This is a genomic window from Pseudomonas sp. PS01298, from assembly GCF_029959745.1.
GTDB classification, from domain to species: domain Bacteria; phylum Pseudomonadota; class Gammaproteobacteria; order Pseudomonadales; family Pseudomonadaceae; genus Aquipseudomonas; species Aquipseudomonas aylmerensis.
Genome location: NZ_JASCPP010000004.1, coordinates 53,905 through 75,598, shown reverse-complemented (window position 1 = coordinate 75,598; position 21,694 = coordinate 53,905). Strand labels below are relative to the sequence as shown.

The following is a 21,694-nucleotide window of genomic DNA, read 5'->3' as shown; positions in this document are numbered from 1 at the left end:
CGTAGATGAAAAATTTGTCAAAAGGCCTTATTGCAGTTCGCGGATGATCCGGCAGAACACCGGGTCATCCAGGTAAGCCACGTTCAGGCGCGTCCACGGCACTGTGTTCTTTGGTTGCGTGGAAAAGATCGCCCCCGGCGCGAGCATCACGCCCTGGGCCAGGCACAGGCGGGTGAGGGCGTTGGCATCCTCGACAGTCGGGAAGCGGGCCCACAGGTACAGGCTCTGCTCGGGCCGGCAGAACACCTCGGCGCCGAGTTCGTCGAGCAGCGCCAGGCCTCGGGCGGTGGCGTGGCGCAGGCGATCCTGCAGGCGCGAAAGGTGGCGCAGGAAGTGCCCTTCGCCGAGGATTACGTCGATGGTGCGCTCGCTGTACTCGGCGCCGCTGTTGTGCAGGATCATCTTGATGTCCGCCAGTTCCTCGACGCGCTGCTTGCTGCCAGCGATAAAGCCCACGCGCAGGGCTGCCGACACCGATTTGGAAAAGCTGCCGACGTACAAGGTGCGGTTGAGCTGGTCGAGGGCCGACAGCTTGATCGCCGAACTGGGCTTGAAGTCGGCCATCGCATCGTTTTCCACCAGCAGCAGGTCGTAGGTCTCGGCGATGCGCAGCAACTGGTGCGCCTTGGCCGGGGACAGGTCCGAGCCGGTGGGGTTGTGGCCGATCGACTGCAGGAAAAACAGGCGCGGGCGATGGGCCTTGATCAACTGCTCCAGCGCCTGCAGGTTCGGCCCGTCGGGGTCGCGCGGCACGCCGAACATGCGCGCGCCCTGCAACTGCAGTTTGCCGAACAGCGGGTAGTAGCCGGGATCTTCGACCAGCACCGGGTCGCCGGGGTTGAGGTAGCGCCGGATGATCAAGTCCATCGCATGGTTGGCACCCAAGGTGGTCACCAGTTGGCGCGGCGACACCGGCAGCGCGTAGTCCGCCAGCTTTTGCACCAGGCGTGCGCGCAGCCCGGCGTTGCCCAGGCGTGTGCCGTAGCGAAACAGCGTGGTCACCCCGGCGCGCACCACCTGGCGGTGGAACTTGTCCAGGCGCATGTCCATCAGCCATTCCACCGGCGGAAAGCCTTCGCCCAGGTGCGAGTGGCCCGGGTCGCGCACAAACTGCTGGCGCATCATCCAGATGGTGTCGAGGGCGCGGTTGTAGGGTTGGCTCTCTTCGTCTTCGCTGGTGTGGGCCACGCGCTTGATCACGAAAAAGCCCTGGCCATGGCGCGCCTCCACCAGCCCGTCGGCGGCCAGGTGCTCGTAGGCGGTGATCACGGTGTTCTTGGAATGCCCATGCAGGCGCATGTATTCACGCAGCGATGGCAGCTTCTCGCCGGCCTTGAGGGCGCCGTCGGTGATTTGCTGGGCGATGGCGCTGGCCACCTGTTGCGCGAGGGTCGGGCGCGACATGCTGCAATTCCTTGTGGGTTCTTGTTATGGGTACAGTGGCTGAACTGTCCGGCAAAACTGTACCTTCTTTCAAGGCTACAGATGGGGCAATTTGGCGGCATCCAATAACAAATGACTCCTTGAGGAGCCCCTGAATGCCCATCGATTCCCGCTTGCCCAACTTCCGCAGCCTGTCCCCGCGCCAGCGTCTCGAACACCTGCAACCCTTGCTCGGCTTGAGCAATGACGATGTGGCGCTGCTGCGTGACGCCGGTGCGCTGCCCCTGGAAATCGCCGACGGCATGATCGAAAACGTCATCGGCAAATTCGAATTACCGTATGCCGTGGCCAGCAATTTCCGCATCAACGGTCGCGACGTGGTGATCCCGCTGGTGGTGGAAGAGCCGTCGGTGGTGGCTGCCGCTTCGTTCATGGCCAAGCTGACGCGCCCGGCCGGCGGTTTCCAGACTTCCAGCAGCGCGCCACTGATGCGCGCGCAGGTGCAGATCATCGGCATCAGCGACCCGTTCAATGCACGGCTGAGCCTGCTGCGCAACAAAGATGAAATCATCGCCCTGGCCAACAGCAAGGACCAGTTGCTCAACACCCTGGGCGGCGGCTGCCGCGATATCGAGGTGCACACCTTCGCCGACAGCCCGCGCGGGCCGATGCTGGTGGCGCACCTGATCGTCGACGTGCGCGACGCCATGGGCGCCAACACGGTCAACACCATGGCCGAGGCCGTGGCGCCGCTGATGGAGCGTCTTACCGGCGGCAAGGTGCGCCTGCGCATCCTGTCGAACCTGGCCGATTTGCGTTTGTGCCGTGCCCAGTTGCGCATTGCCCCGCAGCACCTGGCCACCGCCGAGTACAGCGGTGAAGAGGTGGTCGAAGGGGTGATCGACGCCTACACCTTCGCCGCCATCGACCCGTACCGCGCCGCCACCCATAACAAGGGCATCATGAACGGCATCGACCCGCTGGTGGTCGCCACCGGCAATGACTGGCGCGCGGTAGAGGCGGGGGCGCACGCGTATGCCTGCCGCAGCGGGCACTATGGTTCGCTGACCACGTGGGAGAAAGACCGCGAGGGCCACCTGGTCGGCACCCTGGAGATGCCCATGCCGCTCGGCCTGGTCGGCGGCGCCACCAAGACCCACCCACTGGCGCAGTTGTCCCTGCGCATCCTTGGGGTGAAAAGCGCCCAGGAACTCGGTGAAATCGCCGTGGCGGTCGGCCTGGCGCAGAACCTCGGCGCGTTGCGCGCGCTTGCCACCGAAGGCATCCAGCGCGGGCACATGGCATTGCATGCGCGCAATGTGGCGCTGTCCGCTGGTGCCCGTGGGGACGAAGTGCAGTGGCTGGTCGAGCGCATGGTCGCCACCCATGACGTGCGCGCCGACAGTGCCCGGGCGCTGTTGCTCGACAAGCGCGGGCAGTGAGCATGAACAGCGTTCGGCTGGTGGAAGTGGGCGCGCGCGACGGCTTGCAGAATGAAGCGCGCAGCCTGTCGGTGGACACCCGCATCGCGCTGGTGGAACGCCTCGCCGATGCTGGCTTGCGCACCATTGAGGCGGGGGCCTTCGTGTCGCCGCGCTGGGTGCCGCAGATGGCCGATTCCGCTGCCGTGCTGCGTGGCCTGGGCGAGCGCCATGGCGTGACCTACACCGCGCTGGTGCCCAACCTGCAAGGCCTGGACATGGCCCTGGCCGCCGGTTGCCGCGAGGTGGCAGTGTTTGCGGCGGCGTCCGAAGCGTTTTCGCAGAAGAACATCAACTGTTCGATTGCCCAGAGCCTGGAGCGCTTCGAACCGGTGTTGGCCAAGGCCCTGGAAGCCGGCGTGGCTGTGCGTGGCTACGTATCCTGTGTGCTCGGCTGCCCGTTCAGCGGCGCAGTGCCGGTGCCGCAGGTGGTCGCGGTGACCCAGGCGCTGTACGCCATGGGCTGCTACGAAGTCAGCCTCGGCGACACTATCGGCACCGGCACGCCGGGCGCGACCACGCGGTTGATCCAGGCCTGTGCCGACGTGGTGCCGCTGAGTGCCATGGCCGGGCATTTCCATGACACCTACGGCATGGCCGTGGCCAATGTGCAGGCGGCGTGGCAGGCCGGGGTGCGGGTGTTCGACAGCTCGGTCTCGGGGCTGGGCGGCTGCCCTTATTCTCCGGGGGCCACCGGCAACGTCGCGACCGAGGAACTGGTGTATCTATTTGAGGGGCAGGGCATCGCCACCGGCGTCGACCTTGCAAAACTGCTGGAGGTAGCCGTCTTTATTGATAACCGGCTGCAACGCACCGGCGAATCGCGGGTGGCCAAGGCGCTGCGTGCACGTCCCCAATAACAATAAGTGGAGAACCCATGAACCCTCTTACCGACACCCTGGCCGGCTTCGGCCCGCTCAAGGGCGTGACTATCCTCGATCTCACCCGTGTAGTGGCGGGGCCGTACTGCGCCATGCTGCTGGCGGACATGGGCGCCACGGTGATCAAGATCGAGCACCCCACCGACCCCGACCTGACCCGTGAATTCCCGCCCATGAGCCGCAGCAGCCACGCGCCGGTCAGCGGTTTCTTCGCCCAGTTCAACCGCAACAAACAGGCGGTGTGCCTGGACCTCAAGCACGCGGACGGCAAGGCGACTTTCCTCGACATGGTGCGCAAGGCCGATATCGTCATCGAGAACTTCCGCCCCGGTACCATGGACAAGCTGGGCCTGGGCTACAAGGTGCTCAAGGCGGTCAACCCGGCGCTGGTGTTCACCGCCATCAGCGGCTTCGGCCAGCATGGGCCGAACTCGTCGCGCCCGGCGTTCGACAGCAGCGCCCAGGCCGCCGGCGGGCTGTGGTCGATGAATGGCACCGTGGAAGAGCCGATGCGCGTCGGCACCGTGCTGGGGGATTTGTCCGCTGCCCTGTATGCCGCGATTGGCACCCTCGGTGCCTTGCGTGAAGCCGAGCGCAGCGGCCAGGGGCAACTGGTGGACGTGTCCCAGCAGGACTCGATTATCTCGCTGACCGAAAACGCCCTGGTCACCTACACCGAGACCGGCGCAGTGGTCGGCCCGACCGGCAACGGCCATCCTTTCGTCAAACCCTACGGGCGCTATGCGTGCAAGGACGGCTTTGTGTTTTTCGGCGCCTACACGGACAAGTTCTGGCGCGAGGCCTGCCATGCCTTCGGTGATGCGGCGTTGGCCAGCGATCCGGAAATCGACACCATGGCCAAGCGTTTCGAGCAGGCCACTTACCTGCGGCGGGTCAAGCCCATCGTCGAAGGCTGGTGCGCGGCGCACACCAAGGCCGAGCTGGAAGCCCTGACCGGCGACCGCTTCCCGTTGTCGCCGATCAAGAGCATGGATGAAGTGGTCGCCGACCCGCATGTGCGCGAGCGTGACATGGTGGTCAGCGTCGAATGCCAGGGCACGCATTTCGAGGTGTTCGGCAACCCGGTGAAGCTCTCCGGCGGCACCTTGGAGAAGGGCGCCAGCGCGCCGGGTGTCGGCCAGCATAACCAGCAGGTCTACCGCGATTGGCTGGGGCTGGACGCAGCGCAGTACGAGGACCTGGTCCGGCGAGGTGTGATTTGAGCCTGCTTACCGCCGAAATCACAGGCTGCATCGGCCAGGCATTGGCACCGGTGCGTTTTCAAGTCAACCGCCAGGATATCCGTAAATACGCGGTCGCCACCGGGCAGCGCCAGGCGCGGTTCCTCGCCGGTGATGAAGCACCGCTGATGTTTTTGTTCAGCGTGCTGATGCCGGTGCTGCCCCTCGACCACCTGCGCGAAGACGGCCATTGCCCGGACAGCCCGTTGCTGCCCGAGCTGCCGCTCAAGCGCATCCTCGCCGGCGGCAGCCGCTATGAGGTGCATCGGCGCATTTACCCCGGCGATGTGCTGGTGTGCCGCCAGACCCTGGTGGACATCCACGAAAAACAGGGCGCCGAAGGGCCGCTGATTTTCCTGGTGTTCGAAAACCGTTTCGAGAACGAGGCGGGCGAGCCGCTGGTGACCGAATACCTGACCCGGATAGCGAGATAATCATGCCCACCCTCGACATCGGCCAGGCCTTGCCGTCACGGCAATACACGCCGGGCACCGTGCAACTGTTCCTGTACAACGCGGCGATCTGGAATGCCCACCGCATTCACTATGACCTGCTGTACGCGCAGCACCAGGAAGGCCATCCGGCGCTGCTGGTCGATGGCCCGTTGCAGGGCGATTGGCTGACGCAGTTGCTCTACGACTGGATGGAGTACAGCGACGAACTGCTGGCCTTCGAGTACAGCAATCGGCGCGCCGCCTACGTCGGTGACGTGTTGACCGCCCACGGTGAAATCGAGGCCGTGGAGGGCGAACGCATCACGCTGGCGTTGCAGATCGTCAATCAACAGGGCCAGGCCACCACCGTGGGGCGCGCCACGCTGCGCCGACCCTGAACGCTTCACCCCCCTATAAAAACAACAAGCCCGAAAGGGCCGGAGGGCACCATGCAGCAACGTTTACCGCCGAAAAGGCAAAACCTCTACGAGGTCTGGGGCGACACCATTGATGGTCGTGACCTGGCGATGTCCATCGGCATTGGCGCGGTGGTCAGCCTGGGCGCCTACTTCGCCGCGCAGCAAGTGCTGCACCACCTGGTGGAATCGGCGCAGATGGCGCGAGCCTACGCCATGCTGATCGGCATTCTCGGCTGCCTGGCCGGTGGCGCCATCAGTGCCAGGCTGTTTGCACCCAAGCGCGACGTGCAGGAAAACGTCGCCGACCAGAGCTTTCGCGAACAAGTGGTGGCTGACCTGCTCAAGGAATACGGCAGCCTCGGGCGCCTTGAGGACTTGTCCGCCGAGGTAATCGCCGAACTGCGCGAGCTGGAGTTGTATGAGCTGTTCCGGGAAGCCCAGGCCCGCGAAGAAAACGTGTCGGTCGCCCAGGCTCCGGCACTGACTCCCAGCCTCAGCGGAGGGCGCGGGTAATGGAAGTCTTGTTGCATGAAATCATGATGGCCTTCGCCCTCGGGCTGCTCGGCGCGGTGGTGTTCGCGGCCATCGGCCTGGTCTCCGGCACGGATGAGACCACCACGCTCGCACCGCTGACCATGCTGGTGGTGCTGCTGGGCGCGCCGCCGGCCGGGGTGTTGACGTTCTTCCTGGCCGGCGCCGTGGCCAAGCACATGACGCATGCCGTGCCGACCGCGCTGCTGGGGATTCCCGGCGACACCTCGGCCACGGCCCTGCTGGCGGATGCCAATTACCTGCGCAAACTCGGCGTGCCGCATATTGCCCTGCGCAAGATGATCTCCGGTGGCGCGGTGGCGGCGTTGATCGCAGTGCCGTTGTCGGTGCTGTTTGCGGTGCTGCTGGCGCCGTTCGGTGCGGTGATTAAGCAGTTCGCGCCGTGGGTGTTCCTGTGCGCGGCGTTCACCATTGCCTATTTCTCTGCCGGGCGTTGGGCCGCCGTGCTGGCGCTGGTGCCGTTTGTGGTGGTGATCGTCGCGTTGCAGGCACTGACCGGGCAATACGGGGTCAAGCTGTCGGTGAGTTACTTCCTCGGCATCGCCGTGGCGCCGTTGATTGCCTCGCTGTTCTCGCTGTTGGCACCCAGTGAGCGCCAGCGCATGCGTCGGGACCACTACCGGGTGTTTTCCCTGGCCCCGGACGTGAAGGGCTGGAGCGGCTACTTTCCCAACCCGTTCAAGGTCATCAACCCGCGCCAGGTGCGCGTCACGGCCATGGCTGCCAGCGTTTCCAGCGCCACCTTCGTGTTCAGCCCGGTGGCGATGACGGTGATCATGGGCGAAGTGATCGGCGCGCGGATCAAACAGGCCTATGACCGCCTGACCACGGTGATCACCGCGCGCAACGGCGTGACCGAGTCGACCTACATTGCCGAAACGCTGATCCCGCTGATGGCCTTCGGGCTGCCGCTGAGCCCGGTGGCCGCCGGCCCGGCCGCGCCGCTGTTCAACGCGCCGCCGCGCTTCTTCGTCGACAACGCCACCGGCGAGATCAACAACCTGCACAACCTGCTCAACACCTGGGAATTCCTCGGCTACGGCATGCTCGCGGTGATCGTGGCGATCCTGGTCGCGTACCCGTTCACGATGAACTTTGCCCACGGCGCCGCCGCCTTTGTGGTGCGCAAGATCAGCCATGAAGCGGTGATCGCGACCTTTATTGGTCTGGTGCTGGTGATCGGTATCTGGGAAGGCGGGCTGCTGGGGTTGATGGTGATTGTCACCGTGGGTCTGCTCGGCGGCTTCCTCGCACGCTTCCTGGGTTTCAACATCGGTGTGCAGTTCATGGGCTATTACACCGCCGTGCTGACGGTGCCGGCGATCATTGCGTTGACCGGCAACTAAACCGCTCCACCTCACCTTATCTCTCAAGCCAGCAGATACCCGTGATCTGCGACGGGAGGCGTTCGCCTCCCGAAAAGGAATAATAACAATGAAGATCCTTTTACGTGCCAACCCTGTGGTGCTCACCTGCCTGGTCTTCACGGCCGGCAGCAGCTATGCCGACGGCTTTATCGACGACAGCAAGGCCTCGCTGAACCTGCGCAATTTTTACCTCAACCGCAACTTCGTCAATGGCGCCTACCCGCAGGCCAAGGCCGAGGAGTGGACCCAGAGCTTTATCCTCGACGCACGCTCGGGCTACACCGCCGGCGTGGTCGGCTTGGGTGTCGACGTGCTGGGCCTGTACTCGGTGAAGCTCGACGGCGGCAAGGGCACGGCCAATACCCAGCTGTTGCCGGTGCACGATGACGGGCGTCCGGCGGATGATTTCGGACGGCTCGGCGTGGCGCTCAAGGCCAAGCTGTCGAACACCGAACTCAAGGCCGGTGAGTGGGCGCCGGCCTTGCCGGTGCTGCGGTCCGACGATGGCCGCTCGCTGACCCAGACCTTCCGTGGCGCGCAGCTGACGTCCAGGGAGATCAGCGGCCTGAGCCTGTACGGCGGCCAGTTTCGCGCCAACAGCCCGCGCAACGACGCGAGCATGGACGACATGTTCATGGCCGGGCGTCCCGATGCCACCTCCGACCGCTTTAACTTCGGCGGTGCCGAATACCAGTTCAACGACAAGAAAACCCAGCTCGGCGTGTGGTACTCGGAACTGGCGGATATCTACCAGCAGCGCTACTTCAACCTGACCCACAGCCAACCGGTGGGTAGCTGGGTACTGGGCGCCAACCTCGGCTATTTCTCCGGTGAAGAAAACGCCAAGGCCCTGGCCGGCAACCTGGACAACCGCGCGATGTCGGCGATGCTCTCGGCGCGTACTGGCGCGCACACCTTTTACCTGGGCGCCCAGCGCATGTCCGGCGACAACGGCTGGATGCGCGTCAACGGCACGGCCGGCACCAGCCTGGCCAACGACAGCTACAACTCCAGCTACGACGCGGCCAAGGAGCGCTCGTGGCAGGTACGCTACGACTATGATTTCGCCGCCCAGGGCCTGCCGGGCCTGACCTTGATGACCCGCTATATCCGTGGCGACAACGCGCATGTCGGCGCGATCACCGATGGCAAGGAGTGGGGGCGCGAGTCCGAACTGGCCTATGTGGTGCAGAGCGGGCCGGCTCGCAACCTCAACGTGCGCTGGCGCAATTCGACCCTGCGCCGGGACTTCAGCACCAATGAGTTCGATGAGAACCGGTTGATCATCAGCTATCCGCTGTCGTTGCTCTAAGCCACTGATCGGCAGGCACGCCGCCCGGCGTGCCTGCAGATACCTGCCCAAGACAATCCGAGCCCGGTGCTAACTGTCTGCGCGCGCCGGATCGACGCGGATATCGAGGAAGACGAAGCGCTTTTTCGGGTCCGCAGCAGCCATCTCCAGTTGCTCATCGATCAGTTCGCGCGCCTTGTCTACCGACAGTTCATGCTCGTTGCCCAGGGCGTCGGCGCAGCGCAAGGGCACGTGGCAGATCTGTGCGATGTCACACGCCGCATAGCCGTCGACACGCTTCGCGCCGGGTGCCGGGGCCGCGAGGGCACTCCAGGCGGCTTGGGTATCGACATATTCCTGCAGCACGCGAAATCGGTGCTGGCGCTGTTGCAGGCGCTGGAATCCATGGAGCACGGTGGGCAGATACTCATCGTTGAACGCTGTGGTCAGGTCCGGTCGGCCGGGGAACTGCCAGCGGCCATCGAAACGGATCCGGTCGCGCTCGTCCAGCGGTCGCCCGCGTCGGTTTGGCACCAGCTCGGCCAATAGCGTACCGGTGCAACTGGCGAGGATGTCGTTGCGCGGCCACTGCTCCCACTCGACGCTGAAATGGCCCAAGCCCTGGCGCGCAAAGTCGCGAATGGCGGTGGCCAGAAAGAACGCGGCCTGACGGTGATGCAGCACATTCCAAGGCTGTACCCCTAAATGCGCATAGACATCGCCGTAGGGTCCGTGCGCTTGGTAGAACACCAGCAAGGGCACCTCCCGTGCCCCCGGCGACGTTTCGTGGAAGCAGTCGAAGGGGGTGTCGATGTCGTCGGCAATCACGATATGGAAGTGCGCGCTGCGGTAGCGTTCGGCGATCGTTGCCAGCAGCCCCATGACATCGCCCGAGGTGCGCCAGGGTGAGCTGTCGTAATAATCGCCCGTGCGCTCGTCGGCGCCGTCCAGCCAGCTCGGCGGCACATTGAATTGCTCGGCGATGGTCGCGCAATTGGCCGGTGTCAGCCAGGGTTGCAGGGCATCGGGAGTGGTCAGGCGGGGCGGCGCGACCCAGGGGTCAATGTCGAGCAGCTCATTGAACGCCGGTCCTCGCACCCCGTGAGCCCGGATCACCTGCAGGACGCGGTCGGCATTTTTGTTGAAACTGCCCAGCAGGCTCAGCGCGCGGTGGCCCATTTCTTTTTCGAGTCGCTGTATGGCTTTGTCTATGTGCGCCTGACTGTTGTGCCTGGCCATTTCAAACAACCCCTCCAGATCGAGAATATCGGTCTTGGGGTCGAAGCAGATGCCGGCAGCATGAGCGTGTTGAGCGATCGAAGCCGCCCGGTAGTTTTTCTGCCGGCCACAGACCATCACGAGGTAGAGCTTTTGAAGCGTGGCGGGCAGGGACGGGACGTGGTCGAGGGTGTCTTTGACTTTGCGCGGAGTGCGCGTCACGGTGACTTGCACCCCCACAGTGCCATCGTCGGATAACAGGTCTATGCCAGGGTGGTTGGGGTAGTCCTTATTCAGATCGATGAAGCCGCCCATGCCGCACAAGTGCGACATCAGCTCAGCGATCACCGATTCGGCCAGCCGGACGGTGTCCAGGAGGTGGGCATTTTTTTTCATCTCGACGTAGTGCTTGAACACCACCAGCATCAGGGCCAGTTGATCAAGTTGTGCATTGCGAGAAACCAGTGTGTCGTTCATGGCGGGCCGTGCTGCTGCAAGTGGAACGTGGAGTGTGCCAGCAGTGGTGGCTCAGGGCCATGATCTCGGGTATTGTCCCGCCTTCGTCTGGCGGCCACGGGCACTGCGCGGGGTGCGCCAGGAAAGAGATGGACGGTATTGGCCGGTGCCCGGAGAGGACGGCCCGATAGGAGATCAGATGATTGGCGAGACGTTTACAGCTTCCTGGCCGGATTATTTCGACGTCAATGTCGACATTGCCTGGACACCTCCCGCGCCCCACGACCTGCTGTTTTCCAACGGCATCCCGGAAAATGACTACGCCTATTTCTATGCCATCGTCGCGAGGGTCGACCGAGAATGGTGGCCTTACTACATCGGGATGACCTACAAGCAAACCGCCGCCGTGCGTCATCGGCAGGCCGACCACGTGCAGCGCCTGGCCAGGCTGCGCGCCAACCATCCAGGCGTCACGTTCAGCCTGTGCCTGGGTGTGCCGACGTTTCTAGTGGGCCAGGATGACCCGCAAACCATCGAAGATATCGAAGGCATGCTGATCTATGCGAATTGGCACGAGGACATGGTGAATATTCGCGGGATCGAGAAGTTTCGCTCGCACCAGCAGATCTACGTGCACAACTCAGGGTGGACCGACCACCTGTACAAGGAAGTTTCCTGCGGCGTGTTCTATCGAAGGTGATCCCTCACGGTCGCTGCGGCTTCACCGACGTACCGAAGGTGTTGCCCATGCGCACGCTGGTCGCCGCCGGAGTGGCCAGGCCGACCTTGTTCGGCTGGCGCCGCTCTACCGGGATGTTCTGCGCCTCGCGATTCTTCTGCGCGGCCTTGGTTGCATTCGTCTCGCTGCCCATCTGCTGGCTCAGGCACCCGTAGTCCGGCGCCTTGTAGCCATCCACCGCGACTTCGGCGCAGCCACCTGGGGCATTGTCGGCCTGGGCGAGCAAGGGCAGGGCGGCGCACAGCAACAGGCTGGCGAGGGTCGGTAAATGCTTCATCAGTGCCTCCTGGCGGGCCCGGGATGTGGGCCGTTGTGCCTGGCAAGTCTAGTGCAGCGGGCCTCTCGTCACCGTGATGTTTTTTTTGCTATCACCGTAACATCAGGTTCATAAACTGGCCTCAGGATGACGGTTTTCTAGGGCGCGTCGGCCGTGCAGCGATGCAGAGCAGGGGGTGAACAGGGAGCCTGGAGGCGCGCCGGATGCGTCCTGGTCTTGCTGTTGCTGCTGGCGGGTGGCGGCGCGGCGCGGGCCGAGACACCGCCGCTGGCGCTGAACCTGCCGGCACAAGACCTCGAGCACGCCCTGCAAGCCTACAGCCGCGCCACGGGCATGGCGGTGCTGGTCGACCGCGAGTTGACCCGGGGCCGGCGTTCCATCGGCGTGCGCGGGCGCTTCACGGCGCCTGAGGCGCTGGCGATGTTGCTGACAGGGAGCGGGCTGATGGCGCGTTACGCACGCAGCGATGCGTTTACCTTGCAGGTGCCGCAGGTCAGCCAGCCGCCGGCAGCGCGTGGCGCGGCGGCCCGTCAGGCGGCGCGGATCAACAGCAGTTATGCCACCGCCGTGCAGCAGGCCATCGAAGCCAGCCTGTGCCGGTCGCCGGTGACCCGTCCCGGCAGTTTTCGCGCGCTGGTGCAGGTCTGGGTCAATCCTGACGGGGTCATCGAACACAGCCGGCTGGTCAGCTCCACCGGCGATGAACAACGCGATGAAGCACTGGTCCGCAGCCTGGGCACGGCGCGGGTGGAACGCCCGGCGCCAAGCTCGCTGCGCCAGCCGGTGACTTTACTTTTGATGCCCGACACAACAGGAATGCGCATGGAATGCACAGCAGTCAAAGGAGCCTCGGGCGGATGAAAAATACCGGGCACAGCACGATGGTCAGCTTGTTCCTGGCCTCCTACGAAGACTTCAAGGTGCGTTTGCGCAAGCGCCTGGGGTCGGAAGACCTGGCCAATGACGTCCTGCACGAAACCTATCTGCGGGTCGACCGCATGGACGTGCCGCCGAACCTGCAACAACCCAACGCCTACCTCTACCGCATGGCCTTGAACATCGCCGCCGACCGCCGCCAGGCCGATGCGCGCCTGCTCACCGGCAGTGAAGTGGAAGAGCTGCTGCAAAGCGCCGACGAAGCCCAGGACCCCTCGCGCGTGGTCGGCGGCCAGAAAGAAATCCAGTCCCTGGTCAAGGCGCTCTACGAGCTGCCGGCGCGCCGCCGCAAGATCCTCATCGCCGCGCGCCTGGAAGAGGCGCCGCACCTGGAAATCTCCCAGCGTTTCGGCATTTCCACGCGCATGGTCGAAAAGGAAATCAAGGCCGCTCTCGGCCACTGCGCCAAGCGCCTCGAAAGAAAAGTGATCCAGCGGTTCGGTCCCGGGGCCGGAAAACCGTCTTAGTGTCGAGTCCCTGATAAATCCGTGAGTATGTGCGCGCTTGAATATTTTTAGCCTCTCCACCGCCCGGGAAACCGCCGCCAGCCCCCTGCACGATGAAGCCCGCGACTGGCTGGTCCTGCTGACCTCGGGTCGTGCCACCGTGGCCGACGCCAAGGCGCTCAAGGCGTGGTGCGCGCAAAGCCCCGAGCACGCCCAGGCGTTCGAGCAGGCCAAGGTGGTATGGCAGCAACTAGCCCCGGCCGCCGCGCAAGTGGCGCAGCCGCGTCATTTCGGCCGGCGCGCTTTCCTCGGCGGTGCGATAGCCGCATCGGCAGCCGTGGTCATGGTGCATGTCGGCTCGCCCGGCGGCTTCGCTGGCCTGACGGCGGACTACCGCACCGAGGTCGGCGAGCAGCGACAAGTGCTGTTGAGCGACGGCATCAGCCTGGAACTCAACACCCAGACGCGCATCAGCCGAGTGGGGCAGGGCATCGAACTGCTCGAAGGCGAAGTCGAAGTGCTCGCCCATGCCGCGCAGCCGCTCCAGGTCCTGGCCGGCGCAGGCGCGGTGAGTGCGGCACAGGCACGCTTCAACCTGCGCAATACCGACCAGACCGTCTGCGTGACCTGTATCGAAGGTTGGCTCTCGGTGGACGTCGCCGGCCGCAGCGTGCGCCTGGAAGGTGGACGGCAACTCACCTACAGCGCCGCCGGCATGGGCGAACCCGTGGTGGTGGATACCCAGGCGGTGGTGGCCTGGCGCGAACAGGTGCTGGTGTTCAACAACGCCACACTGGCGACGGTGGTGGACGAGATCAACCGCTACCGCCCCGGCATGCTGGTGCTGCTCAACAAGCAACTCGGCCAACGCCGCGTGCAGGCACGGTTCAGCCTGCAGCAGTTGGCGGGGGTGGCGTTGTTGATTCGGGATGCGTATGGGGCCAAGTGCACTGAGTTGCCGGGTGGGGTGGTGTTGTTGAGTTAATCACCTCAACGGCCCCACCACCTGCCGATAACGCTCCGCACCTTGGGGCGTCTCCCGGACCAGACTGATCTCCATCCCCAACGGATCCTCACGCCGATTCCCGCTCAGCTGCCGCCAGCCCTTATCCGCCTCCCACACGCGCACCTGCAGATCACTGACCCCTGTCAGCACCACCACCGCATCCTTCGCCGCCGGCAACGGATAGCGATCCCGTGCAGGCGCCGCAGCGCGATACAAACGGTCACCCTTGAGCCACCAACGTACCCGTTGCAGGCCATCCCCGGCGACGGGGGCGCTGCGAATGATGTCCAGCCGAAAGCCTTTGCTGTCGGAACTGCGCACTGTCACGGCCGCCAGTCCATCAACCTTTTCTTCGTTGTTCCTGGAGGGATCCGGGGCGTTCAGTTCGACGCTGGCGCGCAGGCTGATGTCGCGTTGCATCTGGTTCAGAGCGCGCAGCAGCACTTCGGTCTGTTCGCTGCTGGCCTGCAGGTGCTGGTCGGCGCGGGTGACGCTGTCCAGCCCGCGCCAGGCGATGACGCTGACCAGCGCCATGAGCATGATCGCGACCATTACTTCGATCAGGGTGAAGCCCTGTTGGGAGGTGTTCATGGCTGGCTCACCACGCGCATCAAGCCTTGGGCGTCGCGTTGCAGGCTGAGGCTGTGTTGGCCGTCGGACAGCACCACGCGCAGCGCTGGGCTGATCCATTCGGCATCGAGTACCAGGCGCTGGCGCGGTTCGACGGTGATTTGCATCGGTGTGCTTTCCCATAGGCGCGGGCGCAGTGGGTCGTCGCCCTGGAAGGTTTCGATGCCGTTGCCGTCGTCGCTGCGGCGGTTGAAGCGAAAGCCCTCGGCATCCCCGCGCCAGGTGATCGGGCGGCCGTCCGTGCGGGCTTCGGCCTGGGCGATTTGCAGCAGTTGGCTGAGGCGCTCGGCGTCCTTGCGCAGCAGGTGCAGTGGGTCGGGCTTGATGGTCAGGCTGATGGCGGCGCTGGCAATGCCGATGATCACCAATACCACCATCAACTCGATCAGGGTGAAGCCGTGTTGTTTCATCGCAGGGCACCTGGAGAACTGGAGAGGAGCTGAAATAAAAACGTGCGAATTGAGCTGTAGGCTGGTGCCACGGACAAACAGGAGGTCCTACTCATGGCATTTGCCCTTCGTTTTTCACCGGCCCACGGGGTGCAGGCACTGGCGGTGCTGGCGGCGTTGGCCGGTGTGGCGGTCTGGACGCCGCTGCTGCTCACGTCGGCCGAATCCCACACACCGGCGGCCACGCCCCAGGCCCTCGCGGCGCGCAGTGATAACCCGGCGCTGCAATGGTTCTCGACTGCGCCGACGGCAGTGCAGGTCAAGGTCTCGGGTGTGCTGGCCGGGGCACGCGGTGCCGTGGCGATCCTCAGCCTCAACGACGGCCCGCCCCGCAGCTTTTTGTTGGGTGAACGCCTCAGCCCCGGCGTGCGCCTGACGGCCATTGAAGGCGACGGGGTGGAGATCGAGCGCGGCGGCGAGAAGCTGCGCGTGAAGCTCGACAAGTTGCCGGACGGGCCTGCGCTGCCGCTGCTCACTCGACCCTGACCTGTGTGTCCAGGCGCGCCAGCGGCGGCGCTTCGCGGCGGGCGTCGAGCACCTGCACATGCACGTGAAACAGTGCGCCATCGGCGCTGATGGTTTGTTCGCAGCGCAGCTGCAAGCGGCCCTGGTCGCAGTCGAAGGTCTTTTTGCCGCTGCGCAAGTGGCCTTCCAGGCGCAACTCGGCCAGGCGGCTCTGCGCTGCCAATAAGGCGATGGACTTGTCGCGCAGCAGGCCATTGCTCTGGGTCATCAACCCGGCCACGCGCACGGCTGCGGCCATGGCCACGGCGATGATCGCCAGCGCCACCAGCACCTCGATCAGGGTAAAGCCTTGCGCCTTGCGACGGCTGTCCATGGGGGTCTCGAAAGCCTGGAAACAGGCCCGCAGACTAGCGCCGGGAGTTGACCGATTGGCGACCGAAACTCCCGAGGATTTTCAATACGACTGACATGTGTTCTTGCAACACTGCGCCACGAAATGCACTCAAGCCAAGGAATGTCGAGATGGATATCGCGCGCCTAACATCCCCATTGCCAGGGCCTCGCGGCCAGCGTGGCTTCACCTTGATCGAGATCATGGTGGTGGTGGTCATCCTCGGGATCCTGGCGGCGATGGTGGTGCCCAAGGTCCTGGATCGCCCGGACCAGGCGCGGGCCACGGCGGCGAAACAGGACATCGGCGGCTTGATGCAAGCCCTCAAGCTGTATCGGCTGGACCACGGCACCTACCCGAGCATGAACCAGGGCCTGAAGGTGCTGGTGGAGCGCCCGGCGGATGCGAAGAACAGCAACTGGCGCGCCTACCTCGAGCGCCTGCCCAACGACCCGTGGGGCAACCCTTATCACTACCTCAATCCGGGCGCCAATGGTGAGGTCGATGTGTTCTCGCTGGGGGCCGACGGCCAACCGGATGGCGACGGCGTGAATGCCGATATCGGCTCCTGGCAGTTGTAAGGCGCGCCATGAAACGGTATTCGCCCACAGCGGCGAAGCAGCGCGGCATGGCGATTATCAGCGCCTTGCTGATCGCGGCGGTGGTGGCCGTGCTCGCCGGCGCAATGCTCACGCGTCAGAGTGTGTTCACTCGCAGCCTGGAAACCGAGCAATTGCGCGTACAGGGCCAGTGGCTGTTGCAGGGCGGCCTGGAGCGCAGCCGGCAGATGCTCTGGGAGGCGCGCCAGAAGGAGGTGCTGACGCGCCTCGACCAGCCGTGGGCGCAGGCCCAGGGCGGCGCGTTCGAGGGGCAGATCGAGGATGAGCAGGGCAAGTTCAACCTGCGCAACCTGGTCAACCGCCAGCAGCCGGATGCCGAACAATTGCAGTCCTTCGAGCGCCTGTGCCGCCTGATCGGGGTCGACCCGGCCGTGAGTCGGCGCATCAGCCAGCGGGTCATCGCCTCCTACGAGCAGAACGGTGTGCCGGCCAAATACCCGATGCTGCGCAACCTCGACGACTTGAGCGGCATTGACGGCCTGGACCCGGCGCTGTTGCGGCGCCTGCGCACCTATATCAGCGTGCTTCCGAGCAATACCTGGGTCAACGGCAACACCGCCAGCGCCGAAGTGCTCAGCGCGGTGGTGCCGCAGCTCAGCCTGGCCCAGGCGCGGGGGTTGCTGGCCGAACGTGACAGCGGCCGCTGGTTTATCAACCGCGGGGATTTCGTCAACCGCTTGCACTTGCCCCAGGTGGCGGTGGATTCGGTGCAGGTGGGCATTACCAGCGAGTGGTTTCGCCTGCACGGGCAGGCACGGCGCGAGCAGCGTCGGGTGACCCTCGACGCGCTGCTGCATCGGCCCGAAGACCGCCCGCCACGGGTGATCTGGTCGCGGGTGGGGGTATGAAACGCTTGCGTATTGGCCTGCCGCCGCTCGATGGGTTGAGCGTGGACAGCCAGGTGACGTTTGCCTGGCTGGAGCGCGGCGTGGTGGTGGATGAAGGGCACGCCAGCCTGGCGCAATTGGGCAAGACCCGCCAGGCGCTGGATTGCTTCCTGCATCCGCGCGACAGCCTGCTCACCAGCCTTGAGTTGCCGCCGTTGCCCGCGGCGAAAACCGCTGCGGCGGTGGCCTGTGCCGCCCAGGCGCTGATCCTCGGTCCGGTGGAGCAGATGCAGGTGGCCCACGGCCCGCGTGAAAGCGATGGGCGCGTGCAGGTCGGCTGGGTGTCGAAGGCCGGCCTGGAGCGGCTCGCCGCGGTCGTCGCACAGACCCCGCTCAAGCTGCGCGGGCTGTACCCGGCGCCGTATGCCTTGCCGGTCGGCGCGGCAGCGTTGGACGACGGCTATCTGTTGACCCGTGACAGCCTGCAGCAAGGCGCCGTGCACCCGTTGGGCTTGCAGGCCCTCGATGTGCCGTTGGTGGAGGCGCAGCAGCGTTGGAGCGGTGCCGTGCCGACCTGGGGCTTGCACGCGCGTCTCAGCCAGGCACCCCGTGGCGGATGGGGCAGGGCGCTCGCCGGTGTAGCGCTGGCGACGGCGATCTGGACCGTCGGCCTCAACCTGTATGCCGCCCGCCAGGTGGATGAGGGCCAGCGGCTCAAGGCGCTGATGAGCCAGCAGGTCCGCCAGGCATTTCCTGAATTGCCAGTGGTGCTCAACCCATTGCAGCAGGCCCGCCAGCAGTTGGCTGCGCGCCAGAGCGGTGCGGCCGCCGATCCGGGCCAGCGCTTTACCCGCCTGTTGCAGCTGGCGGGCAGCAATCTGCCCTTCATGGTCGGCAGCGTCGAGAGCCTGGACTTCGAACAGGGCCGCTTGCACCTGGCGCTGCTCGCCGACAGTCGCAGCCCCACGGCCGTGGGCGATTGGCAAGCCGCGCTGGCCCAGGCCGGCTTTGTCGCCGAGCGCGATGAGCATGGCTGGAGCATCGGCCCGGCCCAGGCCGCCGAGAAACCGGAGGCCAGTGATGAATAAGTGGCGGCAGGTGCGCAGCCAGGCGCAGGTGTTCTGGAGCGGCCTGGCGTTGCGCGAGAAACGCCTGCTGATCGGCGCTGCGCTGGTCCTGGCGAGTCTGTTGACCTGGCTGGTGCTGGTGCAACCCGCGCTGAAGAAGATCGAGTACTGGCAGGCCGAGACCCCCAAGCTGCGCGCCCAGGCGGCGGCCTTGCAGGTGCTGTTGCAGGACGTCGCGGCGCCGCGCCACGGCGATGAAACCGCGTTGCGCCAGGCCCTCGATGGCGCCGGCCTGCAAGGGCATTACCAGTTGCAGGCACTGGACGCCGGCGGCTGGCGCCTCACGCTGGAGAATGCCCCGGCAGACGCCGTGGTGAGCTGGTTGCTGGGCAATCCCCATTCGTTTTCCCTGGAAGTGTCCGAGGCGCGCTTGCAGCGCGCGCCGGATGCTGTCGATAACTCGGCCGGTACTGTGTCCGGGACCGTTCGCATGGATCAGGCGCTTGGCGCTAAGGAAGCTTCATGAAGTGGTCAGTCCCCCATCACGCGCCTTTTCGCAAGGTCGCGCCGCTGCTGTTGCTGGCGTTGAGCGCGTGCAGCAGCCCGCAGCCAAACACGCCCTTGCTGGTGGACAGCGAACTCGGCCAGCCTCTGGCCGACACCCGTCGCAGCGGCGAAACCCCGCTCGATCGCCAGCGCGAAGTCCCGCCCAAACCCCGCGTGCAACACCCGGTCACCCACAGTGCGCGCGGCCAGGCCCCGGCGCCGGTCAAGGCGCGCAACCCGCTGGGCGACCAGCCGGTGCAGCTCAATTTCGTCGACGCGGATATCCAGGCGGTGGTGCGCGCCTTGTCCCGCGCCACCGGCCAGCAATTTTTGGTAGACCCGCGTGTGAAAGGCAACCTCACCCTGGTCAGCGAGGGCCAGGTGCCCGCGCACCAGGCCTACGACATGCTACTGGCGGCGCTGCGCATGCAGGGCTTCAGCGTGGTCGATGTGGGCGGCGTGGCCCAGGTGGTGCCGGAGGCCGATGCGAAGTTGCTTGGCGGGCCGATCTACAGCGCCGGCAGCAGTGGCATGCAGACGCGCACTTTCCGCCTGCAGTATGAAAATGCGGTGAACCTGATCCCGGTGCTGCGCCCCATCGTGTCGCCGAACAACCCGATCAATGCCTACCCCGGCAACAACAGCATCGTCATCACCGACTATGCGGAAAACCTCGCGCGCGTCGCGCAGATCATCAATGGCATCGACACCCCGAGCGCCATCGACACCGACGTGGTGATGGTGCAGAACGGCATCGCCGTGGACATCGCCGCGATGGTCGGCGAGTTGCTGGAAACCCAGGGCGCCGACCAGACCCAGAAGATCAACGTGATCGGCGACCCGCGCTCCAATTCGATCATCATCCGCTCCGGCAGCCCGGAGCGTACGGAGCTGGCGCGCAACCTTATCTACAAGCTCGACAATGCCCAGAGCAACCCGAGCAATATGCACGTGGTGTACCTGCGCAATGCCCAGGCCGGCAAGCTCGCGCAGTCGCTGCGCGGGCTGCTTACCGGCGAAAGCGATACCGGGGTGAGCGACGATGCCCGTGGCAAGCTCAGCAGCATGGGCGGCAATAGCAAGAACAGCCCGGCCACCGGCACCGCGCAAAACAGCAGCGGCACGCCCACCGGCAGCGGCGTGCAGTCGGGTTACGGGCAAGCCAGCGGCTCCACCCCTGGCACCGGCAGCACTCCCAGTGACCAGGACACCGCATTCAGCGCCGGCGGCGTGACCATCCAGGCCGACGCCACCACCAACACCTTGCTGATTTCCGCCCCGGACCCGCTGTACCGCAACCTGCGCGAAGTGATCGACATGCTCGACCAGCGCCGCGCCCAGGTGGTGATCGAAAGTCTGATCGTGGAAGTCGGCGAGGACGACGCCACCGAGTTTGGCGTGCAATGGCAGGCCGGCAACCTCGGTGGCAAGGGCGGCTTCGGCGGCGTCAACCTGGGCGGCAGCGGCGTGAATGGCACGCCCGCCAGCCCCACCAGCATTGATGTGCTGCCCAAGGGCCTCAACGTCGGCCTGGTCAACGGCACCGTAGACATCCCCGGGATCGGCAAGGTGCTCGACCTCAAGGTGCTGGCCCGCGCCCTGAAGAGCAAGGGCGGCACCAACGTGCTGTCGACGCCGAACCTGCTGACCCTGGACAACGAAGCGGCGAGTATTTTCGTCGGGCAGACCATCCCGTTTGTCACCGGCAGCTACGTGACCGGCGGCGGGGGCACCAGCAACAACCCGTTCCAGACCGTGCAGCGTGAGGAGGTGGGGCTCAAGCTCAACGTGCGCCCGCAGATTTCCGAGGGCGGCACGGTGAAGCTGGATATCTACCAGGAGGTCAGCACCGTGGATGCGCGGGCTTCGGTGGAGGCCGGCACGGTGACCAACAAGCGCGCGATCGACACCAGCATCCTGCTGGATGACGGGCAGATCATGGTGCTCGGCGGGCTGCTGCAGGACGGCTACAGCCAGAGCAATGATGCGGTGCCGTGGCTGTCGGATATTCCCGGCCTGGGCGCATTGTTTCGCAATGAGAAGCGCAGCGTGAACAAGACCAACCTGATGGTGTTCCTGCGCCCCTACATCATCCGCGACAGCGGAGCAGGGCGCAGCATCACCCTGAACCGCTACGAATTCATGCGCCGCGCCCAGGGCGGGCTGCAACCGGAGCACAGCTGGGCGATGCCGGATGTGCAGGCGCCGCAGTTGCCTTCGGTGGAGAAGGCGATCCCGGGTGGTCAACAACAGGGGCCGCGGGCAGTGATTCGCGCGGTACCGGTTTCCGGAGGGGCGCGGCCGTGACTTATGGTTGCGCTCTTGGTGGGCGCTGGCTTGCCTGCGCTGCAGATACCGCGGTACGGCATGCACACCGAGTGGAGGCCATCGCAGGCAAGCCAGCTCCCACAGAAAAACCCACCTGCTTTCGCGTTGTTTTTGACCTTGACCTTGACCTTGACCTTGACCTTGATCTTGATCTTGACCTTGATCTTGATCTTGACCTTGATCTTGATCTTGATCCTAGGCGCCCCATCAAACACGCTGGCCGGAATTCGATATTGATTTGGGG

At 65.1% G+C, this 21,694-nt stretch carries 24 protein-coding genes; 18 read left to right on the top strand and 6 right to left on the bottom strand.

The features are described from left to right. Positions 1-27: 27 nt before the first annotated feature. A complete protein-coding gene (locus QMX97_RS03215; protein WP_282395982.1) occupies positions 28-1,404 on the bottom strand; it encodes a PLP-dependent aminotransferase family protein in 1,377 nt (458 codons plus the stop codon). A 134-nt stretch (positions 1,405-1,538) separates the two neighbouring features. Between QMX97_RS03215 and QMX97_RS03210 the strand changes: the two genes are divergently transcribed. The 8 genes from QMX97_RS03210 (at position 1,539) to QMX97_RS03175 (ending at position 9,070) form a co-directional block, all read left to right on the top strand. Further along, positions 1,539-2,825, top strand: coding sequence for a hydroxymethylglutaryl-CoA reductase, degradative (locus QMX97_RS03210; protein ID WP_282395981.1), 1,287 nt, complete (start codon positions 1,539-1,541; stop codon positions 2,823-2,825). Then, positions 2,822-3,724 (top strand): hydroxymethylglutaryl-CoA lyase, encoded by a 903-nt coding sequence (locus tag QMX97_RS03205; protein WP_282395980.1) that lies wholly within the window; start codon positions 2,822-2,824, stop codon positions 3,722-3,724. The genes QMX97_RS03210 and QMX97_RS03205 overlap by 4 nt, the downstream gene beginning before the upstream one ends. A 17-nt stretch (positions 3,725-3,741) precedes the next feature. Beyond that, positions 3,742-4,968 carry a CoA transferase gene (locus tag QMX97_RS03200; RefSeq protein WP_282395979.1) on the top strand — a complete coding sequence of 409 codons (1,227 nt, stop codon included), beginning with the start codon at positions 3,742-3,744 and terminating at the stop codon, positions 4,966-4,968. Then, positions 4,965-5,420, top strand: a complete 456-nt coding sequence (locus tag QMX97_RS03195; RefSeq protein WP_106804375.1) for a MaoC family dehydratase N-terminal domain-containing protein — start codon at positions 4,965-4,967, stop codon at positions 5,418-5,420. The genes QMX97_RS03200 and QMX97_RS03195 overlap by 4 nt, the downstream gene beginning before the upstream one ends. A 2-nt stretch (positions 5,421-5,422) precedes the next feature. After that, on the top strand, positions 5,423-5,818 hold the full coding sequence (locus QMX97_RS03190; protein ID WP_282395978.1) for a hypothetical protein: 396 nt from the start codon (positions 5,423-5,425) through the stop codon (positions 5,816-5,818). A gap of 51 nt (positions 5,819-5,869) precedes the next feature. After that, entirely contained in the window at positions 5,870-6,352 is a 483-nt protein-coding gene (locus QMX97_RS03185) for a hypothetical protein (RefSeq protein WP_065905900.1), read from the top strand. Then, the gene (locus QMX97_RS03180) at positions 6,352-7,737 is read left to right on the top strand and encodes a tripartite tricarboxylate transporter permease (protein WP_282395974.1); all 1,386 of its coding nucleotides are present in this window, start codon (positions 6,352-6,354) and stop codon (positions 7,735-7,737) included. The genes QMX97_RS03185 and QMX97_RS03180 overlap by 1 nt, the downstream gene beginning before the upstream one ends. An 88-nt stretch (positions 7,738-7,825) precedes the next feature. Beyond that, entirely contained in the window at positions 7,826-9,070 is a 1,245-nt protein-coding gene (locus QMX97_RS03175; RefSeq protein ID WP_120448215.1) for an OprD family porin, read from the top strand. A 69-nt stretch (positions 9,071-9,139) separates the two neighbouring features. Here QMX97_RS03175 and QMX97_RS03170 read toward each other — a convergent pair whose 3' ends face one another. Next, positions 9,140-10,744 carry an SMEK domain-containing protein gene (locus QMX97_RS03170; RefSeq protein WP_282395973.1) on the bottom strand — a complete coding sequence of 535 codons (1,605 nt, stop codon included), beginning with the start codon at positions 10,742-10,744 and terminating at the stop codon, positions 9,140-9,142. 178 nt (positions 10,745-10,922) lie between these two features. Between QMX97_RS03170 and QMX97_RS03165 the strand changes: the two genes are divergently transcribed. Beyond that, on the top strand, positions 10,923-11,423 hold the full coding sequence (locus QMX97_RS03165) for a hypothetical protein (protein ID WP_213552536.1): 501 nt from the start codon (positions 10,923-10,925) through the stop codon (positions 11,421-11,423). Between the two features lie 4 nt (positions 11,424-11,427). On the opposite strand, the gene QMX97_RS03160 is transcribed toward QMX97_RS03165, so the two are convergent. Then, entirely contained in the window at positions 11,428-11,739 is a 312-nt protein-coding gene (locus tag QMX97_RS03160; RefSeq protein ID WP_106804370.1) for a hypothetical protein, read from the bottom strand. Positions 11,740-11,955: 216 nt separating this feature from the next. Between QMX97_RS03160 and QMX97_RS03155 the strand changes: the two genes are divergently transcribed. From QMX97_RS03155 to QMX97_RS03145, 3 genes are read left to right on the top strand one after another with little or no spacing between them, the layout of a single operon-like run. After that, complete coding sequence (locus QMX97_RS03155; RefSeq protein WP_065905909.1) at positions 11,956-12,600, top strand: secretin and TonB N-terminal domain-containing protein; 645 nt, start codon at positions 11,956-11,958, stop codon at positions 12,598-12,600. After that, complete coding sequence (locus tag QMX97_RS03150; RefSeq protein ID WP_016980117.1) at positions 12,597-13,142, top strand: RNA polymerase sigma factor; 546 nt, start codon at positions 12,597-12,599, stop codon at positions 13,140-13,142. The genes QMX97_RS03155 and QMX97_RS03150 overlap by 4 nt, the downstream gene beginning before the upstream one ends. Before the next feature lie 37 nt (positions 13,143-13,179). Then, positions 13,180-14,106 carry a FecR domain-containing protein gene (locus QMX97_RS03145; protein ID WP_065905911.1) on the top strand — a complete coding sequence of 309 codons (927 nt, stop codon included), beginning with the start codon at positions 13,180-13,182 and terminating at the stop codon, positions 14,104-14,106. Here the strand turns inward: QMX97_RS03145 and QMX97_RS03140 are convergent, their stop codons facing one another. Next, positions 14,107-14,718: a type II secretion system protein GspJ gene (locus QMX97_RS03140; protein ID WP_282395963.1), complete on the bottom strand. Its 612-nt coding sequence runs from the start codon at positions 14,716-14,718 to the stop codon at positions 14,107-14,109. Next, positions 14,715-15,167, bottom strand: coding sequence for a GspH/FimT family pseudopilin (locus tag QMX97_RS03135; protein ID WP_282395961.1), 453 nt, complete (start codon positions 15,165-15,167; stop codon positions 14,715-14,717). Before QMX97_RS03135 ends, QMX97_RS03140 begins: the two co-directional genes overlap by 4 nt. 93 nt (positions 15,168-15,260) lie before the next feature. On the opposite strand from QMX97_RS03135, the gene QMX97_RS03130 reads away from it, so the two are divergent. Further along, entirely contained in the window at positions 15,261-15,692 is a 432-nt protein-coding gene (locus tag QMX97_RS03130; RefSeq protein ID WP_282395960.1) for a type II secretion system protein N, read from the top strand. On the opposite strand, the gene gspI is transcribed toward QMX97_RS03130, so the two are convergent. Then, positions 15,679-16,044, bottom strand: coding sequence for a type II secretion system minor pseudopilin GspI (gspI, locus tag QMX97_RS03125; protein ID WP_106804366.1), 366 nt, complete (start codon positions 16,042-16,044; stop codon positions 15,679-15,681). The two genes, QMX97_RS03130 and gspI, sit on opposite strands and share 14 nt — an antisense overlap. Before the next feature lie 149 nt (positions 16,045-16,193). Between gspI and gspG the strand changes: the two genes are divergently transcribed. From gspG to gspD, 5 genes are read left to right on the top strand one after another with little or no spacing between them, the layout of a single operon-like run. Beyond that, a complete protein-coding gene (gspG, locus tag QMX97_RS03120) occupies positions 16,194-16,643 on the top strand; it encodes a type II secretion system major pseudopilin GspG (RefSeq protein ID WP_065905919.1) in 450 nt (149 codons plus the stop codon). A gap of 8 nt (positions 16,644-16,651) precedes the next feature. Next, positions 16,652-17,530, top strand: a complete 879-nt coding sequence (gspK, locus tag QMX97_RS03115; RefSeq protein ID WP_282395957.1) for a type II secretion system minor pseudopilin GspK — start codon at positions 16,652-16,654, stop codon at positions 17,528-17,530. After that, positions 17,527-18,597 (top strand): type II secretion system protein GspL, encoded by a 1,071-nt coding sequence (gene gspL / locus QMX97_RS03110; protein WP_282395956.1) that lies wholly within the window; start codon positions 17,527-17,529, stop codon positions 18,595-18,597. Before gspK ends, gspL begins: the two co-directional genes overlap by 4 nt. After that, positions 18,590-19,102 carry a type II secretion system protein M gene (locus QMX97_RS03105; protein ID WP_262134356.1) on the top strand — a complete coding sequence of 171 codons (513 nt, stop codon included), beginning with the start codon at positions 18,590-18,592 and terminating at the stop codon, positions 19,100-19,102. The genes gspL and QMX97_RS03105 overlap by 8 nt, the downstream gene beginning before the upstream one ends. Next, the gene (gene gspD, locus QMX97_RS03100) at positions 19,099-21,429 is read left to right on the top strand and encodes a type II secretion system secretin GspD (protein WP_282395954.1); all 2,331 of its coding nucleotides are present in this window, start codon (positions 19,099-19,101) and stop codon (positions 21,427-21,429) included. Before QMX97_RS03105 ends, gspD begins: the two co-directional genes overlap by 4 nt. Positions 21,430-21,694: the final 265 nt, after the last annotated feature.